Source organism: Streptomyces sp. NPDC039465 (genome assembly GCF_055639315.1).
This window is the reverse complement of the sequence record NZ_JBVKAP010000008.1, coordinates 289,798-309,110: the sequence shown is the minus strand read 5'-3', so window position 1 is coordinate 309,110 and position 19,313 is coordinate 289,798. Positions and strand designations below refer to the sequence as shown.

Annotated in this window: 24 protein-coding genes; 12 read left to right on the top strand and 12 right to left on the bottom strand. The window is 72.4% G+C overall.

Annotated elements, in window-relative coordinates:
- Positions 1-65: 65 nt before the first annotated feature.
- Positions 66-716: a cysteine hydrolase family protein gene (locus ACZ7LT_RS26625; protein WP_471238616.1), complete on the top strand. Its 651-nt coding sequence runs from the start codon at positions 66-68 to the stop codon at positions 714-716.
- Here the strand turns inward: ACZ7LT_RS26625 and ACZ7LT_RS26620 are convergent.
- Positions 703-1,161: a Rieske (2Fe-2S) protein gene (locus tag ACZ7LT_RS26620; RefSeq protein ID WP_471238615.1), complete on the bottom strand. Its 459-nt coding sequence runs from the start codon at positions 1,159-1,161 to the stop codon at positions 703-705. The two genes, ACZ7LT_RS26625 and ACZ7LT_RS26620, sit on opposite strands and share 14 nt — an antisense overlap.
- A 299-nt stretch (positions 1,162-1,460) precedes the next feature.
- On the opposite strand from ACZ7LT_RS26620, the gene ACZ7LT_RS26615 reads away from it, so the two are divergent.
- Positions 1,461-2,117 carry an alpha/beta fold hydrolase gene (locus ACZ7LT_RS26615; RefSeq protein WP_471238614.1) on the top strand — a complete coding sequence of 219 codons (657 nt, stop codon included), beginning with the start codon at positions 1,461-1,463 and terminating at the stop codon, positions 2,115-2,117.
- Between the two features lie 23 nt (positions 2,118-2,140).
- Here the strand turns inward: ACZ7LT_RS26615 and ACZ7LT_RS26610 are convergent, their stop codons facing one another.
- Both ACZ7LT_RS26610 and ACZ7LT_RS26605 read right to left on the bottom strand, forming a co-directional pair.
- Positions 2,141-2,896 (bottom strand): 2-phosphosulfolactate phosphatase, encoded by a 756-nt coding sequence (locus ACZ7LT_RS26610; protein ID WP_471238613.1) that lies wholly within the window; start codon positions 2,894-2,896, stop codon positions 2,141-2,143.
- A 90-nt stretch (positions 2,897-2,986) separates the two neighbouring features.
- Positions 2,987-3,871 carry an oxygenase MpaB family protein gene (locus tag ACZ7LT_RS26605; protein ID WP_471238612.1) on the bottom strand — a complete coding sequence of 295 codons (885 nt, stop codon included), beginning with the start codon at positions 3,869-3,871 and terminating at the stop codon, positions 2,987-2,989.
- Between the two features lie 98 nt (positions 3,872-3,969).
- Between ACZ7LT_RS26605 and ACZ7LT_RS26600 the strand changes: the two genes are divergently transcribed.
- The 7 genes from ACZ7LT_RS26600 to ACZ7LT_RS26570 all read left to right on the top strand — a co-directional run bounded on the left by ACZ7LT_RS26600 (position 3,970) and on the right by ACZ7LT_RS26570 (position 10,091).
- The gene (locus ACZ7LT_RS26600) at positions 3,970-4,815 is read left to right on the top strand and encodes a HipA family kinase (protein ID WP_471238611.1); all 846 of its coding nucleotides are present in this window, start codon (positions 3,970-3,972) and stop codon (positions 4,813-4,815) included.
- A complete protein-coding gene (locus ACZ7LT_RS26595; RefSeq protein ID WP_471238610.1) occupies positions 4,812-5,195 on the top strand; it encodes a DUF3037 domain-containing protein in 384 nt (127 codons plus the stop codon). The genes ACZ7LT_RS26600 and ACZ7LT_RS26595 overlap by 4 nt, the downstream gene beginning before the upstream one ends.
- A gap of 227 nt (positions 5,196-5,422) precedes the next feature.
- Positions 5,423-6,184 carry a 3-oxoacyl-ACP reductase FabG gene (gene fabG / locus ACZ7LT_RS26590; RefSeq protein ID WP_471238609.1) on the top strand — a complete coding sequence of 254 codons (762 nt, stop codon included), beginning with the start codon at positions 5,423-5,425 and terminating at the stop codon, positions 6,182-6,184.
- A 20-nt stretch (positions 6,185-6,204) separates the two neighbouring features.
- The gene (locus ACZ7LT_RS26585; RefSeq protein ID WP_471238608.1) at positions 6,205-6,972 is read left to right on the top strand and encodes an SDR family oxidoreductase; all 768 of its coding nucleotides are present in this window, start codon (positions 6,205-6,207) and stop codon (positions 6,970-6,972) included.
- 120 nt (positions 6,973-7,092) lie between these two features.
- The gene (locus tag ACZ7LT_RS26580) at positions 7,093-8,670 is read left to right on the top strand and encodes an ABC transporter substrate-binding protein (RefSeq protein WP_471238607.1); all 1,578 of its coding nucleotides are present in this window, start codon (positions 7,093-7,095) and stop codon (positions 8,668-8,670) included.
- Between the two features lie 108 nt (positions 8,671-8,778).
- Positions 8,779-9,471: a uracil-DNA glycosylase gene (gene ung, locus ACZ7LT_RS26575; protein ID WP_471238606.1), complete on the top strand. Its 693-nt coding sequence runs from the start codon at positions 8,779-8,781 to the stop codon at positions 9,469-9,471.
- A 149-nt stretch (positions 9,472-9,620) separates the two neighbouring features.
- Positions 9,621-10,091, top strand: coding sequence for a hypothetical protein (locus tag ACZ7LT_RS26570; RefSeq protein WP_471238605.1), 471 nt, complete (start codon positions 9,621-9,623; stop codon positions 10,089-10,091).
- Positions 10,092-10,106: 15 nt separating this feature from the next.
- Here the strand turns inward: ACZ7LT_RS26570 and ACZ7LT_RS26565 are convergent, their stop codons facing one another.
- The 3 genes from ACZ7LT_RS26565 to ACZ7LT_RS26555 all read right to left on the bottom strand — a co-directional run bounded on the left by ACZ7LT_RS26565 (position 10,107) and on the right by ACZ7LT_RS26555 (position 11,911).
- A complete protein-coding gene (locus tag ACZ7LT_RS26565) occupies positions 10,107-10,595 on the bottom strand; it encodes a hypothetical protein (RefSeq protein WP_471238604.1) in 489 nt (162 codons plus the stop codon).
- Positions 10,596-10,685: 90 nt separating this feature from the next.
- Positions 10,686-11,213, bottom strand: a complete 528-nt coding sequence (locus tag ACZ7LT_RS26560; protein WP_471238603.1) for a DinB family protein — start codon at positions 11,211-11,213, stop codon at positions 10,686-10,688.
- A gap of 83 nt (positions 11,214-11,296) precedes the next feature.
- Complete coding sequence (locus tag ACZ7LT_RS26555) at positions 11,297-11,911, bottom strand: TetR/AcrR family transcriptional regulator (RefSeq protein ID WP_471238602.1); 615 nt, start codon at positions 11,909-11,911, stop codon at positions 11,297-11,299.
- Between the two features lie 99 nt (positions 11,912-12,010).
- Between ACZ7LT_RS26555 and ACZ7LT_RS26550 the strand changes: the two genes are divergently transcribed.
- Positions 12,011-13,222: an FAD-dependent monooxygenase gene (locus ACZ7LT_RS26550; protein ID WP_471238601.1), complete on the top strand. Its 1,212-nt coding sequence runs from the start codon at positions 12,011-12,013 to the stop codon at positions 13,220-13,222.
- A gap of 9 nt (positions 13,223-13,231) precedes the next feature.
- Positions 13,232-14,137: a Gfo/Idh/MocA family protein gene (locus tag ACZ7LT_RS26545; protein ID WP_471238600.1), complete on the top strand. Its 906-nt coding sequence runs from the start codon at positions 13,232-13,234 to the stop codon at positions 14,135-14,137.
- Here the strand turns inward: ACZ7LT_RS26545 and lnt are convergent.
- The 4 genes from lnt to ACZ7LT_RS26525 all read right to left on the bottom strand — a co-directional run bounded on the left by lnt (position 14,061) and on the right by ACZ7LT_RS26525 (position 17,344).
- Positions 14,061-15,656 carry an apolipoprotein N-acyltransferase gene (gene lnt, locus ACZ7LT_RS26540; RefSeq protein WP_471238599.1) on the bottom strand — a complete coding sequence of 532 codons (1,596 nt, stop codon included), beginning with the start codon at positions 15,654-15,656 and terminating at the stop codon, positions 14,061-14,063. The genes ACZ7LT_RS26545 and lnt overlap by 77 nt on opposite strands.
- Positions 15,657-15,770: 114 nt before the next feature.
- Entirely contained in the window at positions 15,771-16,223 is a 453-nt protein-coding gene (locus ACZ7LT_RS26535) for a nuclear transport factor 2 family protein (RefSeq protein WP_471238598.1), read from the bottom strand.
- A gap of 69 nt (positions 16,224-16,292) precedes the next feature.
- The gene (locus ACZ7LT_RS26530; RefSeq protein ID WP_471238597.1) at positions 16,293-16,508 is read right to left on the bottom strand and encodes a hypothetical protein; all 216 of its coding nucleotides are present in this window, start codon (positions 16,506-16,508) and stop codon (positions 16,293-16,295) included.
- A gap of 344 nt (positions 16,509-16,852) precedes the next feature.
- Complete coding sequence (locus ACZ7LT_RS26525; RefSeq protein ID WP_471238596.1) at positions 16,853-17,344, bottom strand: FxLYD domain-containing protein; 492 nt, start codon at positions 17,342-17,344, stop codon at positions 16,853-16,855.
- Between the two features lie 52 nt (positions 17,345-17,396).
- On the opposite strand from ACZ7LT_RS26525, the gene ACZ7LT_RS26520 reads away from it, so the two are divergent.
- The gene (locus tag ACZ7LT_RS26520) at positions 17,397-17,633 is read left to right on the top strand and encodes a hypothetical protein (RefSeq protein WP_471238595.1); all 237 of its coding nucleotides are present in this window, start codon (positions 17,397-17,399) and stop codon (positions 17,631-17,633) included.
- Between the two features lie 65 nt (positions 17,634-17,698).
- Here the strand turns inward: ACZ7LT_RS26520 and ACZ7LT_RS26515 are convergent, their stop codons facing one another.
- A complete protein-coding gene (locus ACZ7LT_RS26515; RefSeq protein WP_471238594.1) occupies positions 17,699-18,589 on the bottom strand; it encodes an undecaprenyl-diphosphate phosphatase in 891 nt (296 codons plus the stop codon).
- Positions 18,590-18,721: 132 nt separating this feature from the next.
- A complete protein-coding gene (locus ACZ7LT_RS26510) occupies positions 18,722-19,189 on the bottom strand; it encodes a winged helix-turn-helix transcriptional regulator (RefSeq protein ID WP_471238593.1) in 468 nt (155 codons plus the stop codon).
- Between the last annotated feature and the right edge of the window lie 124 nt (positions 19,190-19,313).

Here is a 19,313-nt window from a genome sequence, read left to right as displayed (position 1 = left end):
CCAGGGCGCGTCCGAGGGGGACCACACGGCTCCGCGGGGGACCGCACCGCTCCAAGGGGGACCGCATGGCGTCGTACGAACAGCTCGTGGAACAGCTCGATCCGGACGGCACCGTGCTGCTCACCGTCGAATGCCAGCAGGGTGTCGTCGGCCCGCACAGCGCGCTGCCCGAACTCGCCGCCGTCGCACGCCACTCGGGCGCCCTCCACCACATAGCCCGGCTCGTCGCGGGCGCCCACGACGCCGGGGTGCAGGTCCTCCACGCGGTGGCCGAACGCCGCCCCGACGGCCGCGGCTCCAGCCGCAACGCCCGCCTCTTCCGGGCTGCCGAGCGCCTGCCCGTGCAACAGCACAGCGGCAGTTCAGCCGTACGGATCGCCGAACCGATCCCGGTCGCCGACGAGGACCTCGTCGTCCGCCGTCTGCACGGTCTGTCGCCGCTGGCCGGCACCGACGTCGACGCGCTGCTGCGCAACCTCGGCTGCCGCACCCTCGTCGTCACCGGCGTCTCGGCGAACGTCGCCGTCCCCAACGCGGTCTTCGACGCCGTGAACCTCGGCTACACCGCCGTCGTCCCCTCCGACGCCATCGCGGGGGTGCCCGCCGACTACACCCCCGCGATGATCCGCCACACCCTGTCCCTGGTGGCGACCGTCTGCACCACGGACGACGTCCTGGGCTGCTGGAAACGCCCCCGCCGGACTACGCGAGCTTGATCGACGTACCGTCCACCGTGATCGACGCGGCGGGCAGCGGGCTCGTCGCCGGCCCGCCCTTCACACTGCCGTCGCCCGCGTCGAACGTGCTCTGGTGGCATGGGCAGACGATGACCCCGTCACTGACACCGCTGACCGCACACCCCTGATGGGTGCACTTGGACGAGAAGGCCTTGAACTGGCCGGCCTGCGGCTGGGTGACCACCACACCCTTGTCGGCGAACACCTTCCCGCCGCCGACCGGGATGTCCGCCGTCGCGGCGAGCACCTCACCGCCACCGGCGGGCGCCCCCGCCCCGCCGTCCGCCGGCTTCTCCCCGACGGTCTTCGCCGGAGTGTCCGAGCCGCCGCAGGCGGTCAGCGCCGCGGCGAGACCCGCCCCTCCCGCCGCCGCGACGACGGTACGGCGCGCGACCTTCCGAGCGGTCCCCTGCGATCCGGTCATACGGGCTCCCCTTCCAGAGCGAACAACGATTCACCGTGCTGTACGCGCCCCTGAGGCCACCCGTTCAACGAAGACGACGACTACCCGGAAGTAATGTCCAGGCGGAGGCGCCGCGCCCACGGGCATCCGTGAGCCGGTGGTACGACGAAGGGCACAGTGAGCCGGGGCAGCGGCCCGCCGGCGCGCGGCCGCGCGGACCCCGTGCCCGACCGCCGGGACCCGGGCGGTTCCACGGCCTGGCAGACTGCGCCTCGCGTCTCCCCGCCAGGGGGAGGCTCGCGACCCCCTGGAGGCTCCGAATGACCGCGCAGACCCCGGACCGCGCCGTACGGGGCGAGTCCGGCGCCCTGGTGCTGCGCAGTGCCCCGCCCGTACCGACCGCGGCCGTCCTCCTGCTGCACGGTGGCCGTGCGGACGCGTTGGAGCCGCCGCCGTTCCTCAACCTGCCCGCACTGCGCATGCGCCCCTTCGCTGCCGCCACGGCCCGCGCCGTCCGCGGCCGGGACGTGCTGATCGCGGAGGTGCGCTACCGCCACCGCGGCTGGAACGGCGCCCGCGCCGACGCGGCCCAGGACGCCGAAGCCGCCCTCGCACGGCTGCGGGAACGCGTCGGCTCCCTTCCCGTCGTCCTCGTGGGCCACTCCATGGGCGGCCGCGCCGCCCTCCGGGTCGCGGGCGACCCCCTGGTCCGCGGAGTGGTCGCCCTCGCGCCCTGGTGCCCCGCCGGGGAACCGGTCGACCACCTCGCCGGACGCCGCCTCCACCTCCTCCACGACGAGAGCGACAAGGTCACCGCGGCGCGCGAGTCCTGGGAGTTCGTCCGCCGGGCCCGCGCGGCCGGCGCCGACGCGGAGGCCGTCACCATGCCGACCGGCGGCCACGCCATGCTGCGCGGCGCGGCCCTGTGGCACCGTCGCACGGCCGCACTCGTCGCGGGGCTGCTGGCCGACCGGTGAGAGCCTGAGACCCGAGCCGGCCGTCACCCGGCGGCTGTGAACGCCCCCTCCACGAGGACGGGCACCACGGCGCAGCCGTCCAGTTCGGTGGCGACGGCGACGTCCTGGGCGAAGCCGTACTCGACGAGCTCCCGACCGGAGGAACTGGCGGTCACCGCGGCGACCACGTCCGGTGTCGTCCGGAACGCCGCGGCCGCTACGGAGGCTTCGGGCGAGAGCGTGTCACCGACGTGCTCGCGGAGCGCCGCGACGACGGCCCCGGCGCCGAGCAGGTCCTCCAGGGCCGGCCGCAGGCTCCCGTCGGGCCACCGCTCGCCCGATGCGATCACCCCGACGGGCCGCGCGGGCGTCCCGTAGCCCTGCCGGGTGAGCCACTCCCCGACGGCCTTCGCGTTACGGAGCGCTCCCGCCACCACCCGGGCCTCCCCGGCCGAGGCGGAGATGGCGGATCCGTTGGGTGAGGGAAGGACCAGGCGTGGCGTGAAGGGGGCACCGCGCAGCGCCGCCGGAGAGAGCGACCACGGCGACGACGGACCGGCCTCCCGCCGCCCGACCGCCAGGTCCGCGCCGTTGCGCTCGGCGAACGCCGCGGCGGTCGCATCCCGCCAGCGGTAGGGGAACACACGCGTTCCGGCCTCCACCGCGACCGTCACCGAGGTCGTGAACGACAGCACGTCGACGACCACGACACAGTCGACGCCCGCCGCCAGCCGCTCCGCGCCCTCGGGACCCCACTCGAAGCGGACACCGTGGCCTGTCTGCAGGTACCAATCGCCCATGCGTGATGATCATGCCAGGCGAGTATCCGGACGTCCCGGGAATCCGCGAGCCTGCCGGAGGCACCCGACGCGGCCTCCCGTGACGTGCCGTCACCCACGCCGCGCGGGCGGCGGCCGCAGGGCCCAGCGGACGGCCGCCGTGACGGCGTGGCCGCCGGGGCGGGCCAGGGGCCGCAGCAGCCGTATCCCGTACGGGACGTTCAGGGGTTCCCGCGCCCACGGCGGCAGCAGATCGACGGCCGCCGCGGCGAGCAGCGCGTACGCCGGGCGGACCAGGGCGGGCAGCGGCGGGTCGGCCAGCAGGAAGCGGGTCGTCTCCCGGCAGGCGGGGGTGGCGCGCAGCTGCGGCCGGTACGAGGCGATGCGTGCGGCCAGCGCGCGACGGTCCGTCGGCGGGTGGTCGGCGCCCAGCGCCCGCGCCACGCGGGCCGCGTCGGCGAGGTACGCGTCGTAGTCGGCCGGGGTCAGCGGACGGCGCCCGTACCGCTCATGGGCCCGTGCGAAGCACGCGGTCTCCGCGATGTGGACCCAGGTGAGCAGCGCGGGATCGTCGGCCCGGTAGGGCACGCCCTCGCTCGTACGCCCACGGATCCGCGCGTGCACCGCCCGCACCTGGGCGACCGCGGCCTCGGCGTCCTCGCTCGTCCCGAACGTCGTCACCGCCAGGAAGGTGCTGGTCCGCTGCAACCGGCCCCATGGGTCGCCCCGGTAGCCGGAGTGCGCCTCGACCGCGGCCATGGCCAGCGGGTGCAGCGACTGGAGCAGCAGCGCGGCCAGCCCGCCCACGAACATCGAGGCGTCCCCGTGGACCTCCCGGATGGGCCGCTCGGGCCCGAACCACCGGGGCCCGGGGGTCTCGTGGATGCGTGCGCGGGTCTGCGGCCCGGAGGGACCGGCGATCCGGCGGAAGAGGGCCTCACCCGCCCGCTCCCGGAACGCCCCCAGAGCGCCCCGCGCCGCCGACGACCGGGGCATGTGGCCAGTATGCGCCCGCCCGCGCCCGCTTCTTGCGGCACCCGGAGGCCGCGATAAACCGTGGATCATGAGGCGAGTCCGGCGGATAGCCTGTCGGAATGCTCTCAGAAGTCACAGCGACCCGATATGTCACGCCGTTGCGTGAAGGCGGCTCGCTCCCGGGCATCGTCGAGGCCGACGATCTCGGCACATACGTCATGAAGTTCACCGGAGCCGGACAGGGCCGCAAGACCCTCGTCGCCGAGGTCATCTGCGGGCAGCTGGCCCGCCGTCTCGGACTGCGGGTGCCCGAACTGGTCGCCATCGAGCTCGATCCCGTCATCGGCCTGGCCGAGCCCGACCAGGAGGTCCAGGAGCTCCTCAAGGCCAGCGGCGGCCTCAACCTGGGCATGGACTACCTGCCCGGATCTCTCGGCTTCGATCCGCTCGCCTACGAGGTCGACCCGGCGGAGGCGGGGCGGATCGTCTGGTTCGACGCGCTGATCAACAACGTGGACCGCTCCTGGCGCAACCCCAACATGCTCGTCTGGCACGGCGACGTCTGGCTCATCGACCACGGCGCCACGATGATCTGGCACCACAACTGGCGCGGCGCCGAGGCCTCCGCCGCCAAGCCGTACGACGCCTCCGACCATGTCCTCGCCCCCTTCGGTCCGGACGTCGAGGGCGCCGCCGCCGAGCTCGCGCCGCGCGTCACCCGCGAGCTGCTGCGGGAGGTCGCCGCCGACGTGCCCGACGAGTGGCTCGTCGACGAACCCGGCTTCGACACCACCGACGCGCTGCGCGACGCCTATGTCGAGGCGCTGCTGCCGCGCGCCGCGACCATCCACGAACGCATCACCCTCGGCCCGCGCAGCGAGCACCGGCCCTCCCAGGCCCCGGGCTGGCTCACCGACCATCTGGCCCCCTGGCCCCACACCACCAAGAAGGACAGCACCACGTGAGCGACCGGGACGTCTTCGAGTACGCGCTGCTGCGTGTCGTGCCGCGGGTGGAGCGCGGCGAGTTCTTCAACGCGGGGGTCGTCGTCTACTGCCGCGCCCGGTCGTTCGTGGCCGCCCGCACCCACCTCGACGAGACCAAGCTCAGGGCTCTCGACCCGGCCGCGGACGTCACGGGCGTACGGGCGGCGCTGCATGCCGTCGAGGGCGTCTGCCGGGGCGGACCGAACGCCGGCCAGGCCGCGCGCGACGACGCCGGCCGACGGTTCCGCTGGCTGATCGCCCCCCGCTCCACAGTGGTCCAGCCGGGGCCGGTCCACACGGGCCTCACGGCCGACCCGGAGGCGGAGGTGGAGAGGCTGCTGAACCTGCTGGTCCGCTGACAGTCGCCCCGACCGCCTAGAGGCCAACCCCGGCCGCCTCGGCGAGTGACCCGCACGCTCAAAGCGCCCCGCAGGTGAACCGAGCCCTCCAAAGAGGAGCCGCCGTTGACACGGGGTGCCAGGGCTTCTAGCGTCTCGTCTGCCGGAAGGTACTAAGCGGTCGCTCATTTTTCGCCGCCGTACTGGATGAGCCGCATCCCAGGGATTCCAAGGGCGAGGAGAACAGCATGTCCACCACCGAGCAGCGCGTTGCCGTCGTGACCGGCGCGGCGCGGGGTATTGGCGCCGCGACCGCGGTACGCCTCGCGGCCGAGGGGCGCGCCGTCGCCGTGCTCGACCTCGACGAGGCGGCCTGCAAGGACACCGTCGAGAAGATCACCGCCGCCGGCGGCAAGGCCCTCGCCGTCGGCTGCGACGTCTCCGACGCCGCCCAGGTGGAGGCGGCCGTCGCGCGCGTGGCCGCCGAGCTCGGCGCGCCGACGATCCTCGTCAACAACGCCGGCGTCCTCCGCGACAACCTCCTCTTCAAGATGTCCGAGGCCGACTGGGACACCGTGATGAACGTGCACCTCAAGGGCGCGTTCCTGATGACCAAGGCCTGCCAGAAGCACATGGTCGGGGCGGGCTGGGGCCGGATCGTGTCCCTCTCCTCCTCGTCCGCCCTCGGCAACCGCGGCCAGGCCAACTACTCCGCCGTCAAGGCCGGTCTCCAGGGCTTCACCAAGACCCTCGCCATCGAGCTCGGCAAGTTCGGTGTCACGGCCAACGCCGTGGCTCCCGGCTTCATCGTCACCGAGATGACCGCCCAGACCGCCGCGCGCGTGGGCATGGGGTTCGAGGACTTCCAGGCCGCCGCCGCCACCCAGATCCCCGTCCAGCGGGTCGGCCACCCCGAGGACATCGCGAACGCGATCGCCTTCTTCACGGGTGACGACGCGGGCTTCGTCTCCGGCCAGGTCCTGTACGTGGCCGGCGGCCCGCTCAACTGACGCGAAGGGTGACGACGGACATGACCGCAACCGAACTTCCCCCGCTCTCCGGCAAGGTCGCGCTGGTCACCGGCGCCAGCCGGGGCATCGGCTACGGCATCGCCGAGGCGCTCGTGGCCCGTGGCGACCGGGTCTGCATCACCGGACGGGGCGAGGACGCCCTCAAGGAGGCCGTGGAGCGCCTGGGCGCCGACCGTGTCATTGCGGTGGCCGGAAAGGCCCACGACGAGGCCCACCAGGCCCTCGCCGTCGAACGGACCATGGAGGCCTTCGGCCGCGTCGACTTCCTGGTGAACAACGCCGGCACCAACCCGGTCTTCGGCCCCCTGGCCGAGCTCGACCTCAATGTGGCGCGCAAGGTCTACGAGACCAATGTGATCTCCGCGCTGGGCTTCGCCCAGCGGACCTGGAAGGCCTGGCAGCAGGAGCACGGCGGTGCGATCGTGAACATCGCCTCGATCGCCGGCGTCTCCGCCTCGCCGTTCATCGGCGCGTACGGCATGAGCAAGGCCGCCATGGTCAACCTGACCCTTCAGCTGGCGCACGAGTTCGCCCCGGCGGTCCGGGTCAACGCCATCGCGCCAGCCGTGGTCAAGACCAAATTCGCCCAGGCCCTCTACGAGGGCCGGGAGGCGGAGGCGGCGGCCGCGTATCCGCTGGGCAGGCTGGGTGTGCCGGAGGACATCGGGGGCGCCGCCGCATTCCTCACCTCCGACCAGTCGGACTGGATCACCGGCCAGACCCTGGTCGTCGACGGCGGAATGTTCCTGAACGCCGGTGTCCACTGATCCGGATTCCGCCCGATTCACTGCTGAATGACTCGAGTGCCCCGCCAGAGTCGCCCATTGACCTGGCGGGGCGCTGCGGTATGGTCGGCCGACCCATGGCTGAACGAGGAGCGTGTGCACGTGTTCAACCGGACCAGTCTGCAGGCCGCTGCAGCCCTTGCGTCCATATCCCTGGTGGCGGGATGCAGTGCCTTTTCCGATGACGACGCCGATGGGGAGAAGCGGATCGTCGTCGGTACGACCAGCGCCCCCAGCACGCTCGATCCGGCTGCCTCCTGGGACGGCTCGTGGGAGTTGTACCGCAACGTCTTCCAGACGCTGCTGAGCTTCCCGACCGGCAGTACGACCCCGCAGCCCGACGCCGCCGACTGCAAATTCACCGACAAGTCGAGCAAGGTCTACGTCTGCACGCTCAAGGAGGGCCTCAAGTTCTCCAACGGGCATGTGCTGGACGCCAAGGCGGTCCAGCACTCCATCGAGCGGATCCGGACGATCAACGTCAACGGTGGCCCGAACGGTCTGCTCGGATCCCTCGGAAAGATCGACGTCGAGGGTGACCGGAAGCTCACCTTCAATCTGACCCAGTCGGACGCGACCTTCCCGTTCATTCTGGCCACGCCCGCAATGTCTCTCGTGGACCCGGCCGAATATCCGGCGGACAAACTGCGCGAGGACGGAAAGCTCACCGGCTCCGGCCCTTATGTCCTGGAGTCGTACGAAGAGGGCAACAAGGCCGAACTGGGCAACAATCCGCATTACAACGGATTCGCCGACCGTAAGAACACCGGTGTGACCATTCGGTACTTCAAGGAGTCCGAGGCCATGGTCGGCGCGCTGAAGAAGAAGGAGATCGACGCCACCAACCGCGGTCTGACCGCGCAGGAGGTCGTCGAGATCCAGGAGAAGGGCAAGGGCACCGAAGGCCTCCAGCTCGTCGAGTCGACCGGCGCCGACATCCGCTACCTGGTCTTCAACACCGCCGACCCGTCCGTGCGCAAGCTCGCCGTCCGCCAGGCCATCGCCCAGCTCGTGGACCGCGACGCGCTCGTCGCCAAGGTCTACAAGGGCACCGCCGAGCCGCTGTACTCGATGGTCCCCAAGGGCATCTCCGGCCACACCACGGCCTTCTACGACCGCTTCCAGAACCCGAGCGTCGCCAAGGCGAAGAAGCTCCTCAAGGACGCCGACATCGACGCGCCGGTGGAGCTCACCCTCTGGTACACCACCGACCGGTACGGCTCCGCCACCGCGCAGGAGTTCAACGAGCTCAAGCGCCAGCTCGACGAGTCGGGCCTGTTCAAGGTGACGGTCAAGGGCAAGCCCTGGAAGGAGTTCCAGGCCGGCTACCAGAAGGGCGAGTACCCCGTCTTCGGCCGAGGCTGGTTCCCCGACTTCCCGGACCCGGACAACTTCATCGCCCCGTTCGTCGGCAAGAACAACGTGCTCCGCACCCCGTACGACAGCCCGGAGATCACCGGGCAGCTGCTGCCGCAGTCCCGGCGCGAGAGCGACCGCGGCTCGGTCACCAAGCAGTTCGAGCGGGCCCAGGAGATCCTCGTCGGCGATGTGCGGCTGCTGCCGCTGTGGCAGGGCAAGCTGTACGTGGCGGCCAGCGAGGACATCGCCGGCGGCGAGCGCGCCATGGACCCGCAGACCGTCATGCAGCTGTGGGAGCTCCAGCGGAAGAAGAGCTGGTAGCGGCCGGATCCGCCCCGCAAGGGGCGGCCGGCGGACTCGGGCGGGCGTTGTCAGTGGTGCCCGGTAGGTTCTTGACCGAGAAGTGATCGCCTACCGGAGGTTGTTGACGTGACCGACACCGACATGCTGCCCGAGTCCTGGCGCGGCGTCCTCGGCGAGGAGCTGCAGCAGCAGTACTTCAAGCAGCTCACCGAGTTCGTCGAGGAGGAGCGGGCCCGGGGGCCGGTCTACCCGCCGCGTGAGGAGGTTTTCGCCGCCCTCGACGCCACGCCGTTCGACAGGGTCAAGGTCCTCGTCCTGGGCCAGGACCCCTACCACGGGGAGGGGCAGGGACACGGTCTCTGCTTCTCCGTCCGGCCCGGCGTCAAGACGCCGCCCTCGCTGCGGAACATCTACAAGGAGATGAAGGAGGAGCTCGGCCACCCGGTGCCGGACAACGGCTATCTGATGCCGTGGGCCGAGCAGGGTGTGCTGCTGCTCAACGCGGTGCTGACCGTCCGCGCGGGCGAGCCCAATTCGCACAAGGGCAAGGGCTGGGAGAAGTTCACGGACGCGGTGATCCGGGCCGTCTCCGACCGGCCCGACCCGGCGGTGTTCGTGCTGTGGGGCAATTACGCGCAGAAGAAGCTGCCCCTGATCGACGAGGAGCGGCACGTGGTGGTGAAGGGCGCGCACCCCTCGCCGCTGTCCGCGAAGAAGTTCTTCGGCTCCCGGCCGTTCACCCAGATCAATGAGGCGATCGCGGCGCAGGGCCATGCCCCGGTCGACTGGCGCATCCCGGACCTCGGCCTCCAGGGCTAGGGCGTGTTTCGAGAGTAGCGTCGTCCGCCCGGCGGGGGCGTACGGCTGACAGGCCCGGGACCGCACCCGAGCCTGTCGGCCGCCGGGGCCGGTGGCGGCTAGCGTCGAGGGGACCGAGCGTGGACACGTGGACCCGGCGCGGAGGCCCCATGAGCGAGCAGCGGAAGCCCGACGACGGCGTCCTGACCAAGATCGGGCAGGCCACGATGCTGCTCCACGCCGGTGACCGGGAGGAGGCCCGCAACCGCCTTGGCGAGCTGTGGGCGCAGATCGGCACCGACGGGGATCCGCTGCACCGCTCCACACTCGCGCACTACCTCGCCGACGCCCAGGACGACCCCGACGCCGAGCTGGCCTGGGACCTGCGGGCGCTCACCGCGGCGGAGTGCCTGGGCGGGGAGCGGCCCGCCGGACCAGCCGAGGCGGCGGCGCTGCGGGCGCTGTATCCGACCCTCCACCTCAGCCTCGCCGCCGACTATGTGAAGCTGCGCCGGCCCGACGCCGCGTGGATCCATCTGGACCGGGCCCGCGCGGCGTCCGACGCCCTGGAGGACGACGGCTACGGCCACGGGGTCCGGACCGCGATCGACCGGCTGGAGACGTACCTGCGCGGGGAGTAGCCCGCCGGGTTCGCGTCAGCGGGTGCCGTAGGTGTCCTCGCAGATCCGGGCCTGGCGGCTGTGGGGCTGCCAGCCTCCGTACTTCTTGCCCAGGGCGCACAGGCCCGCCCCGCCCGCCGGGGGCCGGGCCGCCTCGGGCAGCTGGACGTCCGGTGGCAGGTCGGGGAGCTCCGGCAGGCGCGGCCGGGGCCGCTCGTCCCGTGGCGTCCGTACGGACGGGGTGGCCGGAGCCCGTTCCGGCTCGGGGGCGGCGCGCGGCGGGGGCGATTCGCCGCCCGGGGAGCCGTCCGCTTCCGGTGGCGAGTCCCGGTCGGGCAGCGCGGCCTCCAGCGCCTCCTTGGCGGGACCCCCGACGATCTGCGGCGCCACGTCCTGGGCCGCGGACCGGGGGGTCTGCGGGAGCGGCGCCGGGCCGCCGGGCGGCGGCGCGACCGACACGCAGCCGGAGACGGCCGCGACCGCGACGCCGACCAGGACCCTCGCTGTGGTTCTCGTTCGATGCACCCGCGCCACTCTGCTGTGCGCAGCACGGTGTTCCCAACCCCCGGCGGGGAGAATGCCTCGCACGGGTGACGCGGGGGAGAGGGGGGCCGTTCAGTCGCCCGTGGCGCCGTCGATCCGCTCCCGCAGCAGGTCCGCGTGGCCGTTGTGGCGGGCGTACTCCTCGATCATGTGGGTATAGATCCAACGGAGGTTGAAGTCCATCGGGCGCCGCGGGTGGCGGCCGAGGGCCAGATCGTCGAGCGAGTCGAAGCGGGCCGCGATCTCCCGGGCCCGGGCGATCTCCTCCTGCCAGGTGGCGAAGGCCTCCTCCCACGTGTCGCTCTCGCCCGGATGGAAGTCGCCGTCCTGGTCGGCCGAGGTGGAGTAGATCCAGCCGGCGTCCTCCCGGCTCTCTCCGGCCATCGTCCGCCGGAACCAACCGCGTTCGACCTCCGCCATGTGCCGTATGAGGCCCATCAGCGAGAGGTCGGAGGGCGGCGCGGAGGTCTCGCGCAGGCTCTTCTCGTCGAGCCCGGCGCACTTATGGGCCAGCGTCATGCGGTGGTATTCGAGCCAGCCTTCGAGCATCTCGCGCTCGCCCGCGGTGGTCGACGGTTCGGTGCGTTCCGTTGTGGTCATGGCGCGAATCGTCGCTCACGACGGTCCCGAAGACCAGGGGGTTTCCCGCCCCGGCGCGCGAAACCGCCTCGGGGCCGGCCCGGTCACCGGTCGAGCATGCCGTGGAGCAGTTCGTCGAAGCCCGTACGCAGTTCGTCCCAGGTCGGCACCGAGGAGTGGTACGAGCCGACCGCGCAGGAGAACATCAGGCCCTCCGCCCAGGCGACCAGGGCCAGCGCGTGACGTTCGGGGGCGGCTGAGCCGGCCGCGGCCATCAGCGCGACCAGCGGCCCGCGGAAGGCCTCGCCGGTCCGGTCGAAGAAGGTGCGCAGCTCGGGACGGCGGGTGGCCTCCAGGGCCAGTTCGTAGCGGCAGACCAGGAGTTGGCGGTGGCCGCTGAGATGGCGGTGCAGGGCCGTCGCGAGCGCTTCGGCCAGCTCCCGCGTCCCCGCCGATGGCACAGGCATCTCCTCCGGGGTCAGCACCCGCGCCTCGCGTTCCGCCAGCCGCCGTACAGCCACTTCGAGGAGGGCCTGGCGGGTGCGCGCGTGGTTGGAGGTCGATCCCTGCGGCAGGCCGGCCCGTTCGTCGACGGCGCGGTGGGTGAGCCCGCGCATGCCGCGTTCGGCGAGCAGGGCGAGCGCCGCGTCGCCGATCAGTTCGGCGCGCGAGGAGGGGCGCGAGTCGGCGGGTGTGGTGGGGGTGGTGCCGGAGCTCATGAGGACAACCTACCGCGATGACTACACCCGTAGTGCGCTCGCACTACGGGTGTAGTACGGTCAATCCGTCACTACGGATGTAGTTACGTAGGAGGAGTCATGCAGCACACCCGCGCCGTCGTCATCGGCGGCGGAATCGGCGGACTCACTGCGGCCATCGCCCTGCACCGGCGCGGCTGGCCGGTCACCGTCCTGGAACGTGCCACCGCCCTCACCCCCGTCGGTTTCGCGATCGGCCTCGCCCCCAACTCCCAGCGCGCCCTGGACGTCATCGGCCTCGGCGACCGCGTCCGCGCACTCGCCGCCTGGCAGGGCGACGGCGGCCTGCGCACGCCGCGCGGACGCTGGATCGCCCGCCTGGACGCCCACGCCACCGCCGAGCGTTACGGCGGCCCGCTCGTCCTCCTCCACCGCGCGACGCTCGTCAGCCTGCTCACCGACGCCCTGCCCGAGGGCTCCGTCCGCACCGCCACGGCCGCCACGCTCACCGACCCTGGCGCCCCGGACCGGCCCGCCGTCGTCACCACCCCCGACGGCCCCCTCGAAGCCGGACTCGTCGTCGCCGCCGACGGCATCCGCTCCGCCACCCGGCGCACCCTCTTCCCCGGCCACCCCGGCCCTGCCTACTCCGGCTACACCACCTGGCGGCTCGTCATCCCCGCACCCGGCCCCTTCACCCCGCACGAGACCTGGGGCCCGGGCCGCCTGTGGGGCAGCCACCCCCTCAAGGGCGGACGGGTGTACGCCTACGCCATGGCCACGGCCCCCGCGGGCGCCCGCGCCGATGACGAGAAGGCCGAACTGCTGCGCCGCTTCCAGGGCTGGCACGACCCGATCCCGCGCATCCTCGACGCCGTACGCCCCGACGAGATCCTGCGCCACGACGTCCACTTCATGAAGGTCCCGCTGCCCGCCTTCCACCGCGGCCGGGTCGCGCTCCTCGGCGACGCCGCCCACGCCATGCAGCCCACCCTCGCCCAGGGCGGCAACCAGGCGATCGAGGACGCCGTCGTCCTCGGCCAGTACGCCCCCGTGGGCATCGACGTGCACCGCGCCCTGGCCGCGTACACCGCCGACCGGCTGCCCCGGACCACCGCCATCGTCCGTCAGGCGACCTGTGCCGGACGCCTCGCCACCTTCGGCGGCGCCCCCGCGGCCGCCGTACGCAACACCCTTATGGCCACCGTCTCCCGCTTCGGGCCCGGGATCGTGCTGCGCGGCTTCGACGGCATCGCCGACTGGGCCCCGCCGGCCCCCACGTATGCTTCCGACAGTCATGACCTGCCGGAACGGCACAACACGAACCGATAGGGAGACCCCGTGAAGGTTGGCTGCATCGGGCTCGGCGACATCGCGCGGAAGGCCTATCTGCCCGTGCTCGCCGCGCTGCCAGGAGTCGAACTCCACCTCCAGACCCGCAGCCCCGCCACCCTGGAGACGGTCGGCGAGAGCCACCACATCCCGGCCGCCCGCCGCCATGCCGACCTCGACTCGCTGCTCTCCGCCGGGCTCGACGCAGCCTTCGTCCACGCACCCACCTCCGTGCACCCCGAGATCACCACCCGTCTCCTGCGGGCCGGGGTGCCGACCTATGTCGACAAGCCGCTCGCCTACGAACTGGCCGACTCCCAGCGGGTGGTGGAGCTCGCCGAGCAGCTCGGTGTCAGCCTCGCGGTCGGCTTCAACCGCCGGCTCGCCCCCGGCTACGCCCAGTGCCTGGAGCACCCCCGCGATCTGATCCTGATGCAGAAGAACCGCGTCGGGCTGCCCGAGGACCCGCGCACCCTCGTCCTCGACGACTTCATCCACGTCGTGGACACCCTGCGCTTCCTCGCCCCAGGTCCCGTCGAGCACACCGACGTACGGGCGCGGATCCGCGACGGACTCATGCACCACGTCGTCCTGCAGCTGTCCGGCGACGGGTTCACCGCCATCGGCATGATGAACCGGATGAACGGCTCCACCGAGGAGATCCTCGAAGTCTCCGGTGAGGACACCAAGCGCCAGGTCCTCAACCTCGCCGACATCGTCGACCACAAGGGCCAGCCGAGCGTGCGCCGCCGGGGCGACTGGGTGCCGGTCGCACGCCAGCGCGGCATCGAACAGGCCGTGCTCGCCTTCCTCGACGCCGTACGCGTCGGCAAGACCCTCAGCGCCCGGGACGCCCTGACGACGCATGAGCTGTGTGAGCAGATCGTGCGGACGGCGCTGGTGCAGGCCGCCTGAGCAACCGGACCCCCTCGGCGCCGGCCAGCACGGCCAGCACACCGAGCGCGCCGTACACCGGCCAGTCGCCGAACCGTACGTACGGGGTCGTCGCCGTCGCCAGCGGTACCGTGTAGACGGCGGCGGCGCCGGTGTCCGTACCGATCGTGGGGCCGATCCGGTCGCCGTCCGGGCCGTGCACCGCGCTCACGCCGGTGAGCGTGGCATGCACCATCGGCCGGCCGGACTCGGCCGCGCGCAGCGCCGCCAGCGAGGCGTGCTGGGCCGGGGCCCAGCTGTCCTGGAAGGTGGAGGTCGCCGACTGGGCGACCAGCAGCTGGGTGCCGTCCCGGACCAGCCGCCGGCTCATGTCGGGGAACGCCGACTCGAAGCAGACCAGCGGGCCGATCCGCAGCGCGTCCCCCTGCGCGGGCAGCCGCATCACCACGGGCGCGGTGCCGCGCCTGCGGTCCTCGTTCGCGGCCTTGCCCACCGACGTCGCCCAGCCGAGCAGCGAACGCGCCGGGACGTACTCGCCGAACGGCACCAGCCGCATCTTGTCGTAGCGGTCCCCGGTGGGCCCGTCCACGCCGACGAGCACGCTGCTCTTGAAGATGCCCGGCCGGTCCGCCCGCCGCGCGTCCACATTGACCAGGATGGGCGCGTCGACCGTCTTGGCGAGCGTGGTCAGCCGGGCCGCCAGATCGGGCCGGGCGGTGAGATCCGCGGCGACACTGCTCTCGCCCCAGACGATCAGATCCACGTCCTGCCCGGCCAGTTCACGAGTCAGCTCCTCGCCCCGGGTGAAGCGCCGCTCGGGCCCGCCGACCCCGTTGAGCACACCGGGCTGCACCACCCCGACCCGTACCTCCCCGGTCTCCGGTGGGGGCTGCACCCACAGCCACATCGACGCCATGGTGGCGGCGCATACGGACAGTCCGGTGAGGGCGAGGATCGCGACCGTACGCATCCGCGCGGCCGACACCAGCAGGGTCAGGGCGGTGTTGACGGCCACCACCAGCAGGGTCACCAGCCACACACCGCCGAAGGAGGCGAGCCGCAGCGCGGGCGGCACCTGCCACTGGCTGGCCCCCAGCAGCCCCCAGGGCCCGCCCAACCCCTCCCAGGAACGGACCAGTTCGACCATCAGCCACCCGCAGGGGACGGCGAGCAGCGCGGCGGCGGCCCGGCCGGGCGAGAGCGGGCCGCCCAGCACGGACCGCACCAGCCAGCCCCACGGCGCCCACAGCAGCCCGAGCAGTGCGGCGATGAGGAGGATGAACACATGGAGGCTCGGCATCAGCCAGTGGTGCACGGCGAGCATGAAACCGATGCCGCCGAGCCAGCCTTCGAGGGCCGCGCGGCGCCCGGACGCGGCGGTGCGCAGGAGCAGCATCCATGGCACCAGGGCTCCGTACGCCAGCCACCACAGGGACGGCGCCGGGAAGGCGAGCGCGGGCAGCGCACCGGCGGCGAGCACGGCCGGCAGCCGCCACCAGGGCGGGCGCGGCCGGGGCTCGGGGGAGGGGAGCGTGCCCATACCGCGCCTCCTCGACCGGCCTCCAGGAACGATGTCCGCCTCCAGTGTGCGCGGTACGGGACGGGCGGGGACAGAGGGCATGCCGGGGCGCCCGCCGACAGCACCCGGCCGGTGTTACCGCGACGGCCCGCTCGTGCGCCGCCACTTCTCGTGGACGACCACCGACCGCAGCCGCCAGCCCGCGTCGGTGCGCTGCAGCGCGAAGGTGTAGCGCCCGCCGGACACGAAGTCGTCCCCCGACTCCAGTCGCATGGGGTTCACGTAGTCGGCGAGCACCTCGGCGCTGTCGCCCGGGTAGCCGCCGAGGTCCTGGATGCGGACCCGGCGGTTGACGATCAGATGCTGGCGTACGGGAAACAGTCGCATCGTCCCGGCCAGCCAGTCGGCGACGTCACCGGCCGCCCCCTCGATACCGCCCGAGCCCCGGTAGTCGGCGCGGCCGTCCCGGGTGAACAGGGCGCGGTAGGCGGGCCAGTCGGCGTCGTCCACGGCCACGGCGTACCCGGTGATCACCTCATCGATGGCCAGGCGGTCCATCACGGTCGCGAGCTCCACGCGCTGTGTCATCGCCTCAGTGTCGGGCAGCGGACGGCGCCGGGCCAAGAGCCGTGCGGGCCCTCTCGGACGGTGTCCGGTTCAGGCGGCTTCCCAGCGGTGCGGCCGGCCGCCGCGCCACTCGACCAGATGGGGGTCGTCGAGGATCATGTCGGCGTCGTCAAGCCCTGCGCGCCGCAAGAACTCGACCAGGTCGGTGTCGTTGTGCGCGAGTCCGACGATCTGTCCGCGCACGGTGACACGGCGCCCGCCGTCCGCGTCGGGGCGGTGCACGACGATGGGTGGTTGCCAGGCCATGGCACCAGGGTGCGCCGTGCCGGGAAAGATCGCATCGTCCGGCTTCACACGGGGTGTGAACGGAGTACGTAGATATATGCGGCGCACACGCTCGCGGGCAACGGCGGACGGCGGGACGCTCGTCAGGTCCGTTCGGATGGGGCGCAGCTGAATGAGAGGCCGTCGGAGACACCCCCGAGCCCGGCGGCCCGCCCTGGTCCGGCGCGCAGCTCGTCCCCCGTCCGCCCGGACGCGAGCCCGTCCCCCTCCCTCGCGCCGGAGCCCCGCCCCCGGCCGGGGGACGGGCCGCCCCCCGCCTCCCGCCTCCCGCGCGCCCGGTCAGGACGCGTACCGGGTCACCTCCGTCACCTTGCAGTGATGGCACCCGAGACCTTCTTGAGCCCCTGTGCGGTCACCTCCGCCTTCTGCCCGGGGGCGAGGTTGCTGGTGCCGACGAGGCTTTCGTCGACGCGGGTGCCCGAGCGGGTGACGAATTCGACGGAGACGGCGTAGCTGCTGGTCTTGCTGCTGCGGTTGGTGATCGTGAGACGGGCAGAGGCCCAGCCGGTGGTGGGATCGACCTCGCACGCGTCGATGGCCACGTCCTCGACATGTCCCCTGGAGGTGGCCGTCGGGGTGGTGGCCGGCCGCGTCGGCGGTACGGGAGTGGGGCCGTCGTCGTCCCCGCCGAGCGCGACGAGCAGGCCGACGAGGAGTGCCACCACCAGCGCGCCGATCACCAGGGCCACGACCAGGCAGTTCCGTGCGGTCCTGCGGGGTGGTGGCGGGGGCGGGGGAGCGGCCCATGCGGGGCCGGTGGGTGGCCGGCGGGGGGCCCAGGAGGGGTCTCTGGGCATGCCTTCAGGGTGCGCCGGACGTCCCCTCCCGGCACGCCGTGACCCCGCGGGCGTGTCCGCAGTTGTTCTGGGCATGAAGAAGCGCAGCATGCTCGCCGTCGCCTCCCTCGCCGCAGGTGTGGTCACGGCCCTCGTCAGCCCCCAGCAGCCCGCCTCCGCGACCGAGACCGGCACCGCCGGGCCCGGGCTCCTTCAGCCGGACACCGCCCTTGGGCCCCTCGTTTCGGAGGCCACCGGCGGCGCGGACCTCAGTGGCGTACCGATTCCGAACAGTGGCCCCATCGTCTGACCACAGAGAACGGCCGACGGGCCCGCCCCCATCCCGGGGCGGGCCCGTCGGCCGTACGGCTCAGGTCACCGGTCGCTGCTCAGGCCGCCGCCCGACTCGCCCGCGTGCGGGCTCAGGGTGTCCGTGCCGACCAGGACGAACAGCGCGATGCCGAGGATGATCCGGTAGATCACGAACGGCATGAAGCTCTTGGTCGTGATGAATCGCATGAACCACGCGATCACCGCGTATCCGACGCCGAAGGCGATGATCGTCGCGAAGATCGTCGGACCCCAGGAGACATGCCCCTCGCCGGCGTCCTTCAGCTCGTAGGCGCCCGAGGCGAGCACCGCCGGGATCGCGAGCAGGAAGGAGTAGCGGGCCGCCGCCTCGCGGGTGTAGCCCATCAGCAGGCCGCCGCTGATCGTGGCGCCGGACCGGGAGACGCCGGGGATCAGGGCCATCGCCTGGCAGATGCCGTAGATCAGGCCGTCCCGCACCCCCAGGTCCTTGAGCGTCTTGCGCTCGCGGCTCGCGCGGTGCCGGCCGCCCATCTCGTCGCGGGCGGCGAGCCGGTCCGCGAGGCCGAGCACGACACCCATGACGATCAGCGTGGTGGCGATCAGCCGCAGATCCCGGAACGGGCCCTCGATCTGCTCCTTGAGCGTGATGCCGAGCACGCCGATCGGGATCGAGCCGACGATGACGAGCCAGCCCATCTGCGCGTCGTGGTCGGAGCGCATCGCCTTGTTCGTCAGCGAGCGGAACCACGCCGACACGATCCGGACGATGTCCTTGCGGAAGTAGATCAGAACCGCCGTCTCCGTACCGATCTGGGTGATCGCGGTGAAGGCCGCGCCCGGGTCCTCCCACCCCGCGAAGGCCGCCGTCAGGCGCAGATGCGCGCTGGACGAGATGGGCAGGAACTCCGTCAGCCCCTGGACGAGTCCGAGGATGAACGATTCGAACCAACTCATGGGGCTAGGGCCGTCCCGGATGTGCGTTAGCGGTCAGCGGGCAAGAAGACGGGCGGCCGTAGATCGACCGCCGGTCGCTGCGCAGCGTACCGCCCCTGGGTGAACGCCGGTCCGGTCGCCCGCGGGCGGGCTTCAGGACTCGGCGGGTCCGGTCGTCGTCCAGCCCGGACTCTGGACGTGCGGGGTGAGGCTCGTAGCGTCCGCCCGCTCGCCGCAGCAGTCGCAGACCACGCGCGGGGTGAGCGTCGCCCCGCAGGTGTGGGTGAGGACCATCGGCCGGTCGCCGCCTACATGTCGGTCGCCCCAGGCCATCAGGGTCAGCAGTACGGGCTGGAGCTCCTGGCCGGCCTGGGTGGCGCGGTACTCGAAGCGCTGGGGGCGTTCGCTGTACGCCACCTTCTCCAGGATTCCCGCCTCCACCAGGCGCCGCAGCCGCGCGGTGAGCACATCGCGCGGGGCGCCGGTGTTGCGGGCGATCCGGTCGAAGCGGCGGACCCCGAGCGAGATCTCGCGCAGCACGAGCAGGGAGTACTTCTCGCCCACCAGCGCGAGGGCGTCGGCGATGGAGCAGGGGCGCGGGTCCTTGCGCGTGGCCGTCATGGGGTCAGCCTAAAACAGCTTCCCGAGAGGGTTTGAAATTCAAACGCACAGGGTTATGTTACTGACGAGTGTTGGTCCAGATTTCCAACTCACCGGGTGATCTCCCGATGCAGCGAGGAGCCGT

What these genes read in the sequence shown, in the direction of transcription:
- ACZ7LT_RS26530 (WP_471238597.1), bottom strand. Translation starts at nt 16,508, where the DNA reads ATGGCCTGGCAACCACCCATCGTCGTGCACCGCCCCGACGCGGACGGC.
- fabG (WP_471238609.1), top strand. Translation starts at nt 5,423, where the DNA reads ATGTCCACCACCGAGCAGCGCGTTGCCGTCGTGACCGGCGCGGCGCGG.
- ACZ7LT_RS26605 (WP_471238612.1), bottom strand. Translation starts at nt 3,871, where the DNA reads ATGCCCCGGTCGTCGGCGGCGCGGGGCGCTCTGGGGGCGTTCCGGGAG.
- ACZ7LT_RS26515 (WP_471238594.1), bottom strand. Translation starts at nt 18,589, where the DNA reads ATGAGTTGGTTCGAATCGTTCATCCTCGGACTCGTCCAGGGGCTGACG.
- ACZ7LT_RS26535 (WP_471238598.1), bottom strand. Translation starts at nt 16,223, where the DNA reads ATGACACAGCGCGTGGAGCTCGCGACCGTGATGGACCGCCTGGCCATC.
- ACZ7LT_RS26610 (WP_471238613.1), bottom strand. Translation starts at nt 2,896, where the DNA reads ATGGGCGATTGGTACCTGCAGACAGGCCACGGTGTCCGCTTCGAGTGG.
- ACZ7LT_RS26510 (WP_471238593.1), bottom strand. Translation starts at nt 19,189, where the DNA reads ATGACGGCCACGCGCAAGGACCCGCGCCCCTGCTCCATCGCCGACGCC.
- ACZ7LT_RS26555 (WP_471238602.1), bottom strand. Translation starts at nt 11,911, where the DNA reads ATGAGCTCCGGCACCACCCCCACCACACCCGCCGACTCGCGCCCCTCC.
- ACZ7LT_RS26585 (WP_471238608.1), top strand. Translation starts at nt 6,205, where the DNA reads ATGACCGCAACCGAACTTCCCCCGCTCTCCGGCAAGGTCGCGCTGGTC.
- ACZ7LT_RS26550 (WP_471238601.1), top strand. Translation starts at nt 12,011, where the DNA reads ATGCAGCACACCCGCGCCGTCGTCATCGGCGGCGGAATCGGCGGACTC.
- ACZ7LT_RS26620 (WP_471238615.1), bottom strand. Translation starts at nt 1,161, where the DNA reads ATGACCGGATCGCAGGGGACCGCTCGGAAGGTCGCGCGCCGTACCGTC.
- ACZ7LT_RS26560 (WP_471238603.1), bottom strand. Translation starts at nt 11,213, where the DNA reads ATGACCACAACGGAACGCACCGAACCGTCGACCACCGCGGGCGAGCGC.
- ACZ7LT_RS26600 (WP_471238611.1), top strand. Translation starts at nt 3,970, where the DNA reads ATGCTCTCAGAAGTCACAGCGACCCGATATGTCACGCCGTTGCGTGAA.
- lnt (WP_471238599.1), bottom strand. Translation starts at nt 15,656, where the DNA reads ATGGGCACGCTCCCCTCCCCCGAGCCCCGGCCGCGCCCGCCCTGGTGG.
- ACZ7LT_RS26615 (WP_471238614.1), top strand. Translation starts at nt 1,461, where the DNA reads ATGACCGCGCAGACCCCGGACCGCGCCGTACGGGGCGAGTCCGGCGCC.
- ACZ7LT_RS26570 (WP_471238605.1), top strand. Translation starts at nt 9,621, where the DNA reads ATGAGCGAGCAGCGGAAGCCCGACGACGGCGTCCTGACCAAGATCGGG.
- ACZ7LT_RS26625 (WP_471238616.1), top strand. Translation starts at nt 66, where the DNA reads ATGGCGTCGTACGAACAGCTCGTGGAACAGCTCGATCCGGACGGCACC.
- ACZ7LT_RS26525 (WP_471238596.1), bottom strand. Translation starts at nt 17,344, where the DNA reads ATGCCCAGAGACCCCTCCTGGGCCCCCCGCCGGCCACCCACCGGCCCC.